The sequence below is a fragment of the Tamlana sp. 2_MG-2023 genome, from assembly GCF_030548465.1.
Taxonomy (GTDB): Bacteria; Bacteroidota; Bacteroidia; order Flavobacteriales; family Flavobacteriaceae; genus Pseudotamlana.
Window position 1 is genome coordinate 101,210 of record NZ_JAUOSF010000004.1, and the last position, 15,794, is coordinate 117,003.

Annotated in this window: 15 protein-coding genes and 1 tRNA gene; 10 read left to right on the top strand and 6 right to left on the bottom strand. The window is 35.1% G+C overall.

The window, feature by feature from the left end; genetic code table 11:
• Positions 1–146 precede the first annotated feature (146 nt).
• Together Q4566_RS07810 and Q4566_RS07815 are read left to right on the top strand one after the other, a co-directional pair.
• Positions 147–902, top strand: a complete 756-nt coding sequence (locus Q4566_RS07810) for an acyl-[acyl-carrier-protein] thioesterase (protein WP_303420080.1) — start codon at positions 147–149, stop codon at positions 900–902.
• A gap of 24 nt (positions 903–926) precedes the next feature.
• Positions 927–1,622: a prolyl oligopeptidase family serine peptidase gene (locus tag Q4566_RS07815; RefSeq protein WP_303420081.1), complete on the top strand. Its 696-nt coding sequence runs from the start codon at positions 927–929 to the stop codon at positions 1,620–1,622.
• Positions 1,623–1,716: 94 nt separating this feature from the next.
• Here Q4566_RS07815 and Q4566_RS07820 read toward each other — a convergent pair whose 3' ends face one another.
• The 4 genes from Q4566_RS07820 to proS form a co-directional block, all read right to left on the bottom strand.
• Positions 1,717–2,097, bottom strand: coding sequence for a hypothetical protein (locus tag Q4566_RS07820; RefSeq protein WP_303420082.1), 381 nt, complete (start codon positions 2,095–2,097; stop codon positions 1,717–1,719).
• A gap of 195 nt (positions 2,098–2,292) precedes the next feature.
• Entirely contained in the window at positions 2,293–2,544 is a 252-nt protein-coding gene (gene rpsT / locus Q4566_RS07825; protein ID WP_150936963.1) for a 30S ribosomal protein S20, read from the bottom strand.
• A gap of 25 nt (positions 2,545–2,569) precedes the next feature.
• Positions 2,570–2,641, bottom strand: a tRNA-Glu gene (locus tag Q4566_RS07830).
• Positions 2,642–2,841: 200 nt separating this feature from the next.
• Entirely contained in the window at positions 2,842–4,320 is a 1,479-nt protein-coding gene (gene proS, locus Q4566_RS07835) for a proline--tRNA ligase (protein WP_303420083.1), read from the bottom strand.
• A 100-nt stretch (positions 4,321–4,420) separates the two neighbouring features.
• On the opposite strand from proS, the gene Q4566_RS07840 reads away from it, so the two are divergent.
• From Q4566_RS07840 to yidD, 5 genes are all read left to right on the top strand, one after another.
• Positions 4,421–5,515, top strand: coding sequence for a hypothetical protein (locus Q4566_RS07840; RefSeq protein WP_303420084.1), 1,095 nt, complete (start codon positions 4,421–4,423; stop codon positions 5,513–5,515).
• Positions 5,516–5,603: 88 nt separating this feature from the next.
• Positions 5,604–7,151 (top strand): OmpP1/FadL family transporter, encoded by a 1,548-nt coding sequence (locus Q4566_RS07845; RefSeq protein ID WP_303420085.1) that lies wholly within the window; start codon positions 5,604–5,606, stop codon positions 7,149–7,151.
• A 237-nt stretch (positions 7,152–7,388) separates the two neighbouring features.
• Positions 7,389–8,066 (top strand): GTP cyclohydrolase I FolE, encoded by a 678-nt coding sequence (gene folE, locus Q4566_RS07850; RefSeq protein ID WP_303420086.1) that lies wholly within the window; start codon positions 7,389–7,391, stop codon positions 8,064–8,066.
• Positions 8,067–8,127: 61 nt separating this feature from the next.
• On the top strand, positions 8,128–9,609 hold the full coding sequence (cysS, locus tag Q4566_RS07855) for a cysteine--tRNA ligase (RefSeq protein WP_303420087.1): 1,482 nt from the start codon (positions 8,128–8,130) through the stop codon (positions 9,607–9,609).
• 33 nt (positions 9,610–9,642) lie between these two features.
• Entirely contained in the window at positions 9,643–9,864 is a 222-nt protein-coding gene (yidD, locus tag Q4566_RS07860; protein ID WP_303420088.1) for a membrane protein insertion efficiency factor YidD, read from the top strand.
• Positions 9,865–9,978: 114 nt separating this feature from the next.
• On the opposite strand, the gene Q4566_RS07865 is transcribed toward yidD, so the two are convergent.
• Positions 9,979–11,439 (bottom strand): aminoacyl-histidine dipeptidase, encoded by a 1,461-nt coding sequence (locus tag Q4566_RS07865; protein ID WP_303420089.1) that lies wholly within the window; start codon positions 11,437–11,439, stop codon positions 9,979–9,981.
• Positions 11,440–11,592: 153 nt separating this feature from the next.
• Here Q4566_RS07865 and Q4566_RS07870 point away from each other — a divergent pair, with 153 nt between their 5' ends.
• On the top strand, positions 11,593–12,660 hold the full coding sequence (locus tag Q4566_RS07870; RefSeq protein WP_303420090.1) for a DUF3810 domain-containing protein: 1,068 nt from the start codon (positions 11,593–11,595) through the stop codon (positions 12,658–12,660).
• Between the two features lies 1 nt (position 12,661).
• Here the strand turns inward: Q4566_RS07870 and Q4566_RS07875 are convergent, their stop codons facing one another.
• Positions 12,662–13,459 (bottom strand): DUF6503 family protein, encoded by a 798-nt coding sequence (locus Q4566_RS07875; protein ID WP_303420091.1) that lies wholly within the window; start codon positions 13,457–13,459, stop codon positions 12,662–12,664.
• Positions 13,460–13,541: 82 nt separating this feature from the next.
• Here Q4566_RS07875 and Q4566_RS07880 point away from each other — a divergent pair, with 82 nt between their 5' ends.
• Both Q4566_RS07880 and Q4566_RS07885 read left to right on the top strand, forming a co-directional pair.
• Positions 13,542–14,336, top strand: a complete 795-nt coding sequence (locus tag Q4566_RS07880) for an RNA methyltransferase (protein ID WP_303420092.1) — start codon at positions 13,542–13,544, stop codon at positions 14,334–14,336.
• A 63-nt stretch (positions 14,337–14,399) separates the two neighbouring features.
• Positions 14,400–15,653 (top strand): M48 family metallopeptidase, encoded by a 1,254-nt coding sequence (locus tag Q4566_RS07885; RefSeq protein ID WP_303420093.1) that lies wholly within the window; start codon positions 14,400–14,402, stop codon positions 15,651–15,653.
• Positions 15,654–15,794: the final 141 nt, after the last annotated feature.

A 15,794-nucleotide genomic window follows, 5' to 3' on the forward strand; every position in this document is an offset into this window, starting at 1 on the left:
ATTTTAATCAAGCCTTAACAAAAAATGTTAAGGCTTTTTTTATGTTTAACTTAAAAGTTATCTTTATTCGAGCTTAAAAAATATAAAACCCCTGTATCGATCGATTAAGCCTTGTAGCTTCCTATATCCTATTTATAACTTGCTTTATGAAACTAAACCCGAGTGTATTTGAACAAACCTATCCCATTAGAAGTGTCAATATCAATTCGAACAAAAAACTTGGTTTATACGGACTTCTAGGATTACTACAAGACATAACCTCCGAACATGCTTACGACCTTAATTTCGGCTATGAAAACATGATTAAGCGCGGTTTTATATGGGTTTTAATTCGACAAAATTTAAAAATGAAAGCTTGGCCGAATTGGCATGATACCCTAACTATTAAAACATGGACGCTTCCTGTTGACGGTTTTTACGGTACAAGGGAATTTGAAATATTTCTCAAAGACGAGAAAATAGGCGCCTGTTCTACCATATGGATGATTTTAGATAGCGTAACACGCAGACCAAAAAAAATAACAGATATCGAAACATCCTTTTCTCCACGTTCTGATTATCAGCTTGATTTTAAAGCCAACAAAATTGTAACTCCAGGCGGTTTAGAATTGAACCAAAATATCCAAGTTAAAAACAGTGATTTAGATATGCATAACCATGTTAATAATATCAAATATTCACAATGGGCATTGGATGCTATTCCGTTTGAATATCATAAAAAATATAGTATTACTGAATTTGAAATTAATTTTTTACATGAAACATTACTAGGCGATGACATTGCTTTATATAGTAGTACAGACCTGAATACTAAAAATGAAGTTTTCTTCTCTGGAAAAAATCTTAAAACATCTCAAGAAGCCTTTAAAATAAAAATGAAAATTCAAGAAGGGCTTTTGTAATTTGAAAACATAAAAAAACGTAGCATGATGAAAATTAAATCTGTTTTAATTTTATTAAGTATATTAAGTAGTTCACTCTTATTTGCTCAATTGACTGAGCATAAATCAAACATAGTTAACAATACTGAAATTCAGTATTTCCTGTATACGCCAATCCAAAAACAAGAACTTTACCCCTTAGTTGTTTTTTTACATGGTGGTGCGCAAAGCGATACAGATCTAAATATCGCTAAAGCCCACGGCATACCTAAACGTATTGCTGAAGGTAAAGATTTTCCCTTTTATGTATTTGCTCCTCTAAATCCAAATAAAAATGGCCTATGGGATGATCGCGCTATTCATAAGAAGGTTACAAAATTGGTAGATTCGTTACCAATAGATAAAAAACGAATCTATTTAGCAGGGCTTAGTCGCGGTGGTGATGGTATTTGGCGTATGGCTGTAAACAATCCTAATACCTATGCAGCTATGATTTCAGTTTGTGCGGCAGATATTCCAATGGTTTATATAAAATGGGCTAAAAACCTTCCGGTTTGGTTTTTTCATGGTGAAAAGGATGCTGTGGTTTCTGTAGAACAAACCAAAGAAGCCTATAAAACTCTAAAAAAGCTAAACCCAAAGACTAAACTTACTATCTATCCCGATGCCGCGCACGATAGTTGGACAGAGACCTATAACAATGAAGCGGTTTACTCTTGGCTACTAGAGCAACATTTATAGATATCGCGTTTACAGTAGTGAATAATTCTAATAGAAAAGCCCCAACATCACATGTCGGGGCTTTTAATATTTTATAAAACGATAAAATTTTAAATTAATAAGCTAATAAAAGTTCCTTATATGCTTTTAAATCGGCAATATTCGTTTTGTTTTTAAGGTTTCTAGTTAAAGAAATAACGTATTTGAGACTTTCAACCGGATCAACCTCTACAGCTTCTTCTGTTTCAACAGCTTCTTCTCCTTCTTCTGTAAACAACTCATCATCATCTTCAGGCATTGGAATAAGGAACGTTTCATTTTCTTCAATATGCTCGTAAGTATATCTAAGAACCTTTACCACTAGTGGAGCTTGCTCTTCTATCGCGTATGTTCTTAATTCTTTAATATCGTTTATTAACGCATCGGTATTGATTCCTGTATTATCAAGATCTTCAAGAATCTTATCAATTAATTTGATTGCTTTTGTATTTTCCAAAGAGGTAATATTATGTGAGTTATTAACTTTTTACAGTTGCAAATTTATAGTATTAAAACAAAACATACTTACTTTTATATGCTTTTTTTACAACGACATGAGCATGAAATTATCTTAAACTATAAGGCATAAAAAAAGCTTCTCATTTCTGAGAAGCTTTTTAAATATTTTAAAATCTTAAGTCGAAGTTACTTATTAAAGTGCTGCAACGTGTTTTGCTAAACCAGATTTAAGGTTAGCAGCTTTGTTAGCATGAATAACATTTTTCTTAGCTAATTTGTCTAACATAGAAACTACAGAAGGATATAAAGCCTCAGCTTCTTTCTTATCTGTTAACTCACGTAATTTTTTAATTGCATTACGAGTAGTTTTGTGTTTATACTTGTTAGTTAAACGCTTAGCTTCGTTGCTTCTTATTCTTTTTAATGCTGACTTATGATTTGCCATTTTTTTTCTTCTTATTAAAATATTGTAGCCCGTAGGGGAATCGAACCCCTCTTACCAGGATGAAAACCTGGCGTCCTAGCCGATAGACGAACGGGCCATTTGTTTTTTTTGAGAGTGCAAAGATAAATTTAATTTACAAATCTGCAACTTAAATTTTAATTATTTTCTCACTCTATCTTTTCAAATAACTTGCAATGTTTTCCATTGCGGGTGCAAATTTACAACTTATTTTCACTTTTACAAGCGCTAAATAACTTTTTTTTAAAAAAAATTACTCAGCACTTGTTTTAGTATTGATTAATAAGCTTTTGCGAACAGCACACGGCGTTCAGAAGGTCTCCCTGAATACACACAAACTCCTGCTTCTACCTTCCCTTCTAATGGTACACACCTAATTGTAGCCTTTGTAATTTCTTTAATTTTATCTTCAGTTTCTGTTGTACCATCCCAGTGCGCCGAAATAAAACCTGTTTTGGTTTCTAAAACTTCCTTAAAAGCATCAAACGAATCAACCTCTGTAATATGACTGTCTCTAAAATCTAAAGCTTTATTAAATAAGGTATCTTGTATCTCTTTTAATAACCTTTCTATGGTTTCAGTTAAATCATTTAAGTTAACCACTTCTTTGCTTAACGTATCACGACGTGCAAGCTCTACAGTTCCATTAGCTAAATCTTTTGGCCCAATAGCAATTCGTAATGGCACCCCTTGCAATTCATGCTGAGCAAACTTAGCTCCTGGCCTATGCGTATCGCGGTTGTCAAATTTAACCGTAATGTGCTTCGCTCTTAAATCGGTTAAAATACTATTTGCAACTTCCGTAATATTGTTTAAATCTTCTTCACTCTTATATATAGGAACAACAACCACTTGGTTTGGCGCTAAACTTGGAGGCAAAACTAATCCGTGATCATCACTATGTGTCATAATCAATGCCCCCATTAAGCGTGTAGAGACACCCCATGAAGTTGCCCAAACGTGATCTTGTTTGCCTTCCTTATTAGCAAACTTAACATCAAATGCTTTTGCGAAATTCTGACCTAAGAAATGTGAAGTTCCTGCCTGTAAAGCTTTCCCGTCTTGCATTAATGCTTCTATACAAAAGGTTTCATCAGCCCCTGCAAAACGTTCACTCTCGGTTTTTAGTCCTTGTATTACAGGAATAGCCATAAACTTCTCAGCAAACGTAGCATAAACATTATTCATTAATGCGGCTTCGTCTAAAGCTTCCTTTTTAGTAGCATGGGCAGTATGCCCTTCTTGCCATAAAAACTCTGCCGTTCTTAAAAACAAACGCGTACGCATTTCCCATCGTACTACATTCGCCCATTGATTTATTAATAAAGGTAAGTCTCTATAAGATTGTACCCAACCTCTAAAGGTGTTCCAAATAATAGCTTCACTTGTTGGTCTTACTACAAGCTCCTCTTCTAACTTCGCTTCAGGATCTACACGCAGCTTCCCTGGTTTATCAGGATCGTTCTGTAGCCTATAATGTGTTACAACAGCACATTCTTTTGCAAAACCTTCTGCATTTTTCTCTTCAGCTTCAAACAAGCTTTTAGGCACAAATAAAGGAAAATAAGCATTTTGATGCCCTGTTTCTTTAAACATACGATCTAATTCTGCTTGCATCTTTTCCCAAATAGCATACCCATAAGGTTTAATAACCATACATCCTCTAACAGCTGAATTTTCAGCGAGGTCTGCCTTGACAACCAATTCGTTATACCATTTCGAATAATCTTCTGCTCTACTAGTAAGTTTTTTGCTCATATCATTTTTTTGGCACAAATGTTGTACCTCTGTTAAATATAAAAAATAGTTCAGCAAAACTAACTATTTTTGTTATGTTCAACAATTAAAATAAACAGATATGCAATTAATTAAATCCTTACAAAAAAAAGCACCATTAGCGAGCTTACTGGGGTTACTCCTAGTATTCACTTCTTGTGGTTCATATGAATATGTTGGCGCAGGAAATGATGGCATTTATGGCGGATCTGTTCCACAAACACAACAACAGCACAATGAAGTATATAATGATAACAATTATTACACAAATTACTTCAAAACAAAATCTATAGAGTCTGAAAATTTCAGTGAAGATCCTGCGATTTTTACTGATATTGATTCTTATGAAAATTCGGCATATGTTGAAAACGATTCCTTAGTAGATGACTATGAAGGCTACGCAGGCTGGGGACAAAACAACAGCAGTGTAACTATTAACTATATTGATAACGGTTGGAATAACTGGGGCATTGGCTTCAATTACGGTTGGGGTTATGGTGGATGGGGATACCCTTCATACGGATGGGGATACCCAGGTTATGGATGGGGTTATCCTGGATATGCTTGGGGATACCCTAGCTATGGATGGGCTTATCCTGGATACGGATGGGGCTATCCTCCATATTACGGAGGAGGTTACTACAATAGATACAACCGATATAATTCGTATAGTGCCACGCGAAGAGGAGGTTATTACGGTAGCAATTATGCTAACACCAGAAGAAGTAATTACACCAGAAATAACGTAAATGCTTCAAATAACACAAGACGTAGTTCCGCAAACACAAACAGAGGAACAACATCTAAATATAACACCACTAGAAGAACGAGCACAACGACTAGAAATTCGCAAGGAACAACGACTAGACGTAGCTATACAACAAATAGAAATCCGTCTCAAACCGGAGTAACAAGAAGAACTTCAACAGTTACACGAACACCTTCTAATAACTCAACAAAAAGATCGTCAACATCAACTTCAAGAAGAAGCTCAAGTACGGTTTACAAACAACCTACAAATCGTTCAAGTTCTAGCAGCAGCTACAATACGAATAGGTCATCTTCTTCAAGAAACTCTAGCTATACTCCTAGTTCTAGCTCGAGATCTAGCGGATCTTCAACGAGATCATCAGGAGGTAGCAGCAGAAGTTCTTCCGGAGGAGGAAGAAGACGTTAATATTAAAAATAAAATCTAACCAAATAAATTGAATATCATCTCAATTTGTTTGGTTATTTAATTCCCTAAAACGATTAAAAAGTTATACATGAAAAAGTTTAATTTACTATTCATAAGCGTACTTTCATTATCTACCGTTTATGCGCAAGACATTACCGATGCTTTAAGGTATTCACAAAATGAAATTCAAGGAACAGCACGTTTTAGAGCCATGAGTGGTGCTTTTGGTGCTTTAGGCGGTGATTTAAGTGCCGTTAGTTTAAACCCTGCAGGTTCAGTAGTTTTTAGTAACAGCCAAATCACCTTTACAGGATCCAATAACTATACTAAAAACGAAACAAACTATTTCAATAGCATGACAAACACCAACGAATCCTGTTTTGGGATTAATCAAGGTGGTGCGGCTTTTGTATTTGTTAACAGAAATAGTAGTTCATCTTGGACAAAATTTGCTATGTCACTTAATTATGAGCGCACAAATAATTTTAATGACTTCTGGCAAGCAAGAGGCACGAACACAAATGATGATGGTAATTTTACAAATTCCGTAGCAAGTTTTTTTTATGATTATGCAAACGGACAAAGGCTAGTGGATATTTCTGCATTACCTAACGAATCTATAGACCAAGCTTATCGCGCCATTGGAAATCAATTTGGTTACGGTAACCAACAAGCGTTTTTAGGCTATGAATCCTATATCATTGACCCTGAATTTGATGACGATGACAACACAACCTACTTTTCAAATGTTGCTGCTGGAAATTTCGATCATAAGCACACTTATCTAGCAACAGGTTATAACGGAAAAATGAGTTTTAATTTTGCTACACAGTTTGAAGACAAGTTTTCTTTAGGGCTAAATTTAAATTCACATTTTATTAATTACGAACGCAATACGGTATTAATTGAAGACAATAACAATACGGGATCAACTGTAACACATATTGATTTCGAAAACAACTTATTAACCACAGGTGCAGGGTTTTCTTTTCAGCTAGGTGGAATTTTCAATATAACTCCAGACCTTCGAGCCGGAGTGGTTTACGATTCACCAACATGGTATTCCATAGATGAGGAAACCACACAATACATAAGTACAGTTAGAGACGATTCTGGAACACCAACCACACAAACGGTAGATCCTCATATTATAAATGTTTACCCAAGATACCAATTACAAACTCCAGGAAAAATAACGGGAAGTTTAGCCTACATTATTGCTAAACGCGGTATTATTAGTTTCGATTATTCAAACCAAAATTTTAGTAATACAGAATTTAAGCCAACGCACGACCCTGAATTTGCCGATCAAAATGCCTTAATGAGCAACGTACTAACTCACGTTTCTACCTATCGCGTTGGTGCAGAATACAGAGTCATCAATCAATTAAGCTTACGTGGTGGTTACCGTTATGAAGATAGTCCGTATAAAAATGGAGACATTATGAGTGAGCTACAAGGCTTCTCTGCAGGTATTGGATATACTTTTGGAAACACAAAGATTGATTTAACTTACGATCAAGCCTCAAGATCATACGAAAACAACCTATACAACCTTAACGGAGGCGGTTCGCCTTTTGCTTCAATCGACAGAAAAAATCAAAACATTACATTATCCTTAGGCTTCAGTATTTAAACTTTTTAACTAAAGAAATTAAATAAAGCGTAGGCTGTAATGATTGGAATCGTTTTCAGACTAAAACAAAAAATTAATAATTCAGCAACACCAAGCATAACAAAACGGAATTGCTTATCTTTGCAAACTAATTTTTGAAATATTAATCATACTTCATTTATTTGTAAAACTCTTACTAACAAAGAACTAACAAACGAATGACTTTTATGATTGTTGAAAAATAATAGATTTTAACAGATGAAATTTGATAGTAATTTAGACGATTTTGACGCTTTAGGAGAAGAGCACATTGGTACTTCTGAAGACACACCATTGCGAAATGATGCTTTTAAACTGTCTAATGAAGAGAAAATAGACATTATTAAAGACGATGTGCGTCACATCATGGAAACTTTAGGTTTAGATTTAACAGACGATAGTTTAAGCGGAACACCTAATCGTGTGGCTAAAATGTTTGTTAAAGAAATTTTTGGCGGATTAGATCCGAGCAAAAAACCTAGCGCTTCTACTTTCGATAATAAATACAAGTATGGCGAAATGCTTGTTGAAAAAAACATTACGGTTTATTCAACATGCGAACACCATTTATTGCCAATTGTAGGTAGAGCTCACATCGCTTATATCGCCAATGGTAGTGTTGTAGGTTTATCTAAAATGAATCGTATTGTAGATTATTATGCAAAACGTCCTCAAGTTCAAGAACGTTTAACAATTCAAGTTGTTAGAGAGCTTCAAGAGGTTTTAGGCACTAAAGATGTAGCATGTGTTATCGATGCAAAACACCTTTGTGTAAATTCAAGAGGTATTAGAGATATAGAAAGCAGCACTGTAACTTCAGAGTTTGGAGGAAAATTCAAAGACATGGCAACACGTCGCGAATTTTTGGATTACATAAAGCTAGATACTCAGTTTTAATCCATTTTGTAATTTACTTTATTAAGTCATAATCGACTACACCACATACGCCTAAACCACTATGCCACTTTATAAAGACAACCCTATCAAAATTTATAATTCCCTAACTGGAAAAAAGGAAACTTTTAAACCTATAAACGAAGGCCATATTGGTATGTACGTTTGTGGGCCTACAGTTTACAGTAATGTACACTTAGGAAATGTGCGGACTTTTATGTCTTTTGATATGGTTTTTCGTTATTTAAAGCATTTAGGTTTTAAAGTACGCTATGTTAGAAACATCACTGATGCCGGACATTTAGAAAATGATGCTGATGCTGGTGAAGATAAAATCACCAAAAAAGCACGTTTAGAACAAATTGAACCTATGGAGGTGGTACAGCGTTATACTGTAGATTTTCACAATATTCTAAACACATTTAATTTCTTACCACCAAGTATAGAACCTACCGCTACAGGACATATTATTGAGCAAATAGAATTGATAAAAAGCATTATTAAAAATGGTTTTGCTTACGAAGTAAACGGGTCTGTTTATTTCGATGTTCATAAATTCAATGAAACAAACGAATACGGTAAATTAAGCAAGCGTAAACTTGACGATTTAATTCATAATACCCGTACGCTGGACGGACAAAGTGACAAGAAAAACCCGCAAGATTTTGCCCTTTGGAAGAAAGCCGAACCGCAACATATTATGCGTTGGCCTTCCCCTTGGAGTGATGGTTTCCCAGGCTGGCATTTAGAATGTACAGCCATGAGTACCAAATATCTTGGTGAACAATTTGATATTCACGGTGGCGGCATGGATTTAAAATTCCCGCACCACGAATGTGAAATTGCTCAAAATGAAGCTGCCATTGGAAAATCTCCGGTAAATTATTGGATGCACGCGAACATGTTAGAACTTAACGGGCAACGCATGTCGAAATCTACTGGAAACACGGTGAATCCAGATGAATTACTTTCTGGAGACAACAAATTTTTCAGTAAAGCTTATGCGCCAAGTGTGATTCGTTTCTTTATAGCGCAATCATCTTACCGTAGTGTATTAGATTTAACCGATGACGGTTTATTAGCCAGCGAAAAAGGCTTTAATCGTCTTATGGAAGCTCTGAATATTGTAAACAGCTTACAAGCTTCAAAAACATCTTCTATTGATGTTTCAGCATGGAAACAAAAGTGCTATGATGCCATGAATGACGATTTCAATTCACCAATTTTAATCGCGCATTTATTTGAAGCTGCTAAATACATCAATCAAATTAAAGAAGGTGTAGAAACCTTAACTGCAGAAGACTTGAACTTACTTAAAGACACCTTAAACAGTTTTGTTTTTGATGTTTTAGGCTTAGAAAATACCGCAAATAGCAATTCTGGAACTGATAAACTTTCAGGCGCAGTTGATGTTTTAATCAAATTGAGACAAGAAGCTAGAGCGAATAAAGATTTTGCTTTATCTGATAAAATTCGTGATGAATTAGCTGAAGTTGGTATTCAACTGAAAGATGGCAAAGACGGCACGACGTTTAGCGTCAACTAAATCCACTACAAGCGAGAGTGCTTTTAGCTACTTATGAAAAAACTACTCATTGCACCGTTTCTGTTTTTGATAAAAGTGTATCAAACATTTATATCACCATTAACGCCTGCAACGTGTAGATACCAACCTACTTGTTCGCATTACGCCAAAGAATCTTTAATTAAACACGGTTTCCGTAAAGGCGGATGGCTAGCTATAAAACGTATTTTTAGCTGTCACCCATGGGGAGGTTCGGGATATGATCCGGTTCCTTGAGTTTTGTTGAATCGTTTATTCGTTTAACCGCAAAGCCGTAAAAATTTGATGAAATCAAATTTTTACGCTCACCTCCTTAACTCCTCCACTCCTTAACTACTAAAAAAAAAAAAACTAACGTACAGGTATCGCCTTCAAGATTTCCAATACGAATTTCCAATATTTCTGAACTGAAGAAATTTGAGCACGTTCGTCTGGTGAGTGTGCCCCTTTAATAGTTGGTCCGAAACTAATCATATCCATATCTGGATAATTTTGCCCCAGAATACCACACTCTAAACCAGCATGGCAAGCGGCAACATGGGCTTTTTCGCCATTTAAATCTTCATAGATTTTGTCCATGACTTTTAAAATTGCAGAATCCATATTTGGCGCCCAACCTGGGTAATCACCAGAAACCTCAACTTCACAACCAGTCAATTCAAACGTAGAACGTAATGTATTTGCTAAATCGTCCTTAGAACTTTCAACTGAAGAACGCGTTAAACATCCAATATGAATCTCGCCATCTTTTATGATAATTCGGGCGATGTTATTCGAAGTTTCCACCAGTCCAGGGATATCAGCACTCATACGATACACCCCGTTTACGGCTGCATAAATTGCTCGAGTTACCCCTTCTTGAACGCCTAAATCCATAATGTTTTCAGGAGTTTCACATTTAGCAACCTCTATTTTTAAATCAGGCTCCATAGTTTTAAGTTCCTTTTGAATGGTATTGGCCATAAGTGCCATTTCCAATAAAAAGGCATCTTCATGAATGGCATCAATAGCCACAATAGCATGACTCTCACGCGGAATTGCGTTACGTAAACTTCCGCCGTTTACCTCTGAAATTCTCAATCCGAAATTCTCAAAACCATCAAACAACACGCGGTTCATGATTTTATTGGCATTTCCTAAGCCTTCATGAATTTGCATTCCAGAATGCCCTCCTTGAAGTCCTTTAACGGTGATTTCATAACCAATTTTAAACTCAGGTGTTTCCTCTAAATTATACGTTCGATTTGCAGTCACATCAACACCACCAGCGCAACCTACGCCAATTTCATCATCTTCTTCAGTATCTAAATTCAACAAAATACCACCAGAAAGGAGTCCGCCTTTTAAGCCCATGGCTCCAGTCATTCCTGTTTCCTCATCTATAGTGAACAACGCTTCAATGGCAGGGTGGACAATCGTATCACTTTCTAAAATCGCCATGATAGTAGCCACACCTAGCCCGTTATCTGCACCAAGAGTCGTGCCCTTAGCACGAACCCAATCACCATCAACATACATTTCTATACCTTGCGTATCAAAATCAAAATCGGTATCATTATTTTTTTGATGTACCATATCTATATGCGATTGCATCACGATAGTGGTTCTGTCTTCCATTCCGGCAGTTGCGGGCTTTTTAATAATCACATTCCCTACTTCATCAACTATAGTTTCTAAGCTTAAATTTTCACCAAAGGCTTTCATAAAAGCAATCACACGTTCTTCTTTTTTTGAAGGACGCGGAACGGCGTTTAAATCTGCAAATTTATTCCAAAGGACTTGAGGTTCTAATTGTCTTACTTCTGTGCTCATCTTGTGATTATTTTATCTTTCAAAGATAGAAAAAATGCCTTGACCTCAACTTGATTCCATGAGGCGAATCACTAAGTTTTAACAAAGTTTAACCTTAAAGTCATCTTTCAGGATTCTAAAATTTAATCCTCTAATTTTTTAGTATTTTTGACCATGCTCCAAAACAAAAAAACGCTTTTAGCCCTAACTTTAATTCCACAAATCATTTTTATTAGAATACTCTCTAATTACCCTGAGTTTGTCGAACATTATTACAGTAATGGGTTATATCCTTTAATCTCAAAACTATTCAGGTTCGTATTAGGTTGGTTACCATTTTCTTTCGGTGATTTTGTATATGCATTAACCTTGATTTATGGCGTGCGATGGCTTGTATTAAACAGAAAACGTTTAAGGTTAGACACTAAAAACTGGTTTATTGATGTTTTTGCTACGTTATCTATCTTTTACTTTGTGTTTCATTTATTTTGGGGCTTGAACTATTACCGCTTACCGCTTCATAAGAGTTTGAATTTGGCGCACGATTATTCTACAGAACAACTAATCGTTTTCACGGAAAATCTAATCAAAAAATCGAACGCTGTACATTCAGAAATCACAAAAAACGATACTTTAAAAGTAGACATGCCTTTCAACAAATTAGATATTTTGAAAATGGCACCCCATGGATATGATAACTTAAAAGAGACTTTTCCGCATTTAGAATATAGCACTAAAAGTGTAAAAAGATCCTTATTCAGTTATCCGCTAACTTATATGGGTTTTAGCGGTTATTTAAATCCGTTTACGAATGAAGCCCAAGTAGATGGCTTAATTCCAATCTACAAATTATCAACCACCACGACACACGAAATCGCCCATCAATTAGGCTATGCTGCCGAAAATGAAGCAAATTTCATAGGCAGTATGGCAGCCATAAAACATGAGAATATCTACATAAGATATACGGGCTATACCTTCGGTTTGCGATTCTGTTTGAATGAAATTTACAGACGCAACCCAGAATTATACGAAACCATGGCAGAAACTGTAAACCCAGGAATCTTTAAAAACTACAAAGAGGTTCGTGAATTTTGGGAATTACACCAAAATCCTGCCGAACCTCTTTTTAAATCATTTTATAATGGTTTTCTAAAAGCGAACAAACAAAGCAAGGGCATGCAAAGTTATAATTATGTTGTGGCGCTTTTAGTGAACTATTATGAAAAAAATAGTTTATAAATTACTCTACCAATTGAGCACCTTCAGGCATTTCAAAAATATCCTGATTTGTTTGTTCTTTGGTTAATTTCACATTATAAAAATTATTTTCACTATGTACAGTAGTTGGTAAATTATTTTCATACTCATACCTAACAATTGTTTTTGGCAATAATACGCCATTGAATTCTTCCCATTCGCTGTATTTTCTAAAGTGCCATTCTTTAGCTTTTTCTTGGCTAAAAAATGTAACTGTATAGCCTAGCCATTCCATTTTATAAGTATCAGGATTGTAGTAAAGCGCATATTCATCTTCTGGAGACTCACCTACACCACTTTCATAACCTACTTTTATTCCAGGGTATGTTTTTCCTTCAAAAACTAAAGGATCAATGTCACTATAAATAATACCATCATCAGCCAAAATAAAAGGCATCGCATAGAAATAAGACATTAAGTTATAGTAGAATTTAGGTTTCCCTTTGTACTCAGCGTCATTTTTATTTTGCAACCAAACTTGTTCTCCGTCGTAACCAAGTTTATGGTCAGGCGTTTCAACTAAAGATTTTCTATTCCATAAATCGGTTGAAGTCACTTCTTCAACTCCGTTTTTGTTCATGGTAAACTCTAAAAAACGCATACTTTTCCACTGGTCTAATCCGCCATGAGCTTCAAATATTTTCTCTAAGGCTTCTGGGTAGTTAGATTCAACAATGACTTCTTTGGTTTCCGTTGGTTCTGGAGTTACAACTGTTTCTTTTTTAGCATCTTTACAAGAAAAAACAGAGACAGCAATAAACAAATAAATAAAGTTTTTCATTTTATAATTTTAAATGGTTTTGTGTTTTGACGCACTAAGTTCAATATAATTACACAAAATCGATTACTTTTGCTTCACTTTTATGAAAGAAATAACAAGTATACAGAATCCACTTATAAAACAGCTGTCACAATTAAAAGACAAGTCTCGTGAACGCAGAAAAACAGGTACCTTTTTAATTGAAGGTGAACGCGAAATCTCTTTAGCTATCAAAGGCGGGTTTCAGCTAGAAACTATTTTGTTTTGTACGGAATTATTTTCTTCGGAAAAACTAAAAACATTCACTTCTGAAGCTATTCAACAGATTGAAATTTCAAAAGACGTATATCAAAAATTGGCGTATCGTGAAACGACTGAAGGTATTTTGGCTGTAGCAAAATCTAAAACTCAGGATATTTCTCAGTTAAAAATTGAAAAAGAAAACCCTTTAATTCTAATTGCTGAAGCTCCTGAAAAACCTGGAAATATTGGCGCTCTACTTAGAACTGCTGATGCTGCTAATATCGATGCAGTGATAATCGCCAATCCGAAAACAGATTTATACAACCCAAATATTATTCGTTCGAGTGTAGGCTGTGTATTCACAAACACTATCGCCACGGGAAGCACTTCTGAAATTATTGATTTTCTAAAAAAGAAAAATATCAATATTTACTGCGCCGCCCTTCAAGCTTCGGTACCATATCATACACAAGATTTCACACAAGCAACAGCCCTCGTTGTTGGCACTGAAGCCACTGGTTTAAGTGAAGCTTGGCGTGAAAATTCAACTCAAAACATTATCATCCCGATGCAAGGTGACATTGATTCCATGAATGTTTCAGTAGCGGCAGGAATTCTAGTTTTTGAAGCTAAGCGACAACGAAATTTTAAATAGCTTAAAAAGCTACCGCATTTCCATTTCCTCCAGACATTAATAATAAAAATACAACGCTCATAAATGACCGCACAAACACTTTTCTATATTATTATAGCCATTATTATCATCAATTTTATAGTTGATAAGGTTTTAGATGCTTTAAACGCTAAACATTATAACGACACCCTTCCGGAGGAATTAAAAGATGTTTATGATAACCAAGAATACAAAAAGTCGCAAAATTATAAAGCAACGAACTACAAATTTGACCTTATTACTTCTACCTTTTCTCTAGTACTCACTTTAGGATTTCTATTTCTTGATGGCTTTAAATATGTTGATGATATAGCAAGAAGCTACAGTGACAATCCTATAATAATTGCTTTAATTTTCTTCGGAATTATAATGATTGGAAGTGATATTTTAACCACGCCATTTTCCTATTACAGTACATTTGTGATTGAAGAAAAATTCGGATTCAATAAAACCACGAAAAAGTTATTCTTTTTAGACAAACTAAAAGGTTGGTTGATGATGTCTCTTATTGGCGGCGGCATATTGGCTTTAATCATTTGGTTTTACCAAGTCACCGGAACACAATTTTGGTTATATGCTTGGGCCTTGGTAGCTGTGTTTAGCCTGTTTATGAATATGTTTTATTCCAAATTAATTGTACCTCTATTCAACAAACAAACCCCTTTAGAAGCTGGAAGTTTGCGTAATAACATTTCGAAATACGCAGAAACTGTTGGTTTTAAATTGGATAAAATATTTGTGATTGATGGCTCAAAAAGAAGTACCAAAGCCAATGCCTATTTTTCAGGCTTTGGAAGTGAAAAACGCGTGACGCTTTATGATACTTTGATCAATGATTTAGATGAAGATGAAATCGTTGCTGTTTTAGCCCACGAAGTAGGCCATTACAAAAAGAAACATATTATTTTTAATTTATTTGCTTCTACCCTACTTACGGGATTAACACTTTACATCCTGTCTCTATTCATTTCAAATCCGCTATTATCAAGTGCTTTAGGCGTTGAAATCCCTAGTTTTCATATTGGATTGATTGCCTTCGGATTACTGTACTCGCCAATTTCTGAAGTTACAGGGTTAATCATGAATCTTTTCTCTAGAAAGTTTGAATACCAAGCTGATGATTACGCTAAGAACACTTATAAAGCTGAACCGTTAATTACCTCACTTAAAAAATTATCAAAAAATAGTTTGAGTAACTTAACACCACATCCTGCTTATGTATTTATGCACTACTCTCACCCTACTTTATTACAGAGAATTAAGAATTTAAAGAAATACGGTGACACTCGATTTAACTAGTTTAATAGTTACTAATTCAAACACCAAAACAAAAAAAGGTCTGTAATACGTGAAGTATTACAGACCTTTTAAAATTAATTTAAACCTGACATGATTATCAGTTTCGTCATGCCGAACTTGATTCGGCATCTCATCAGTAGA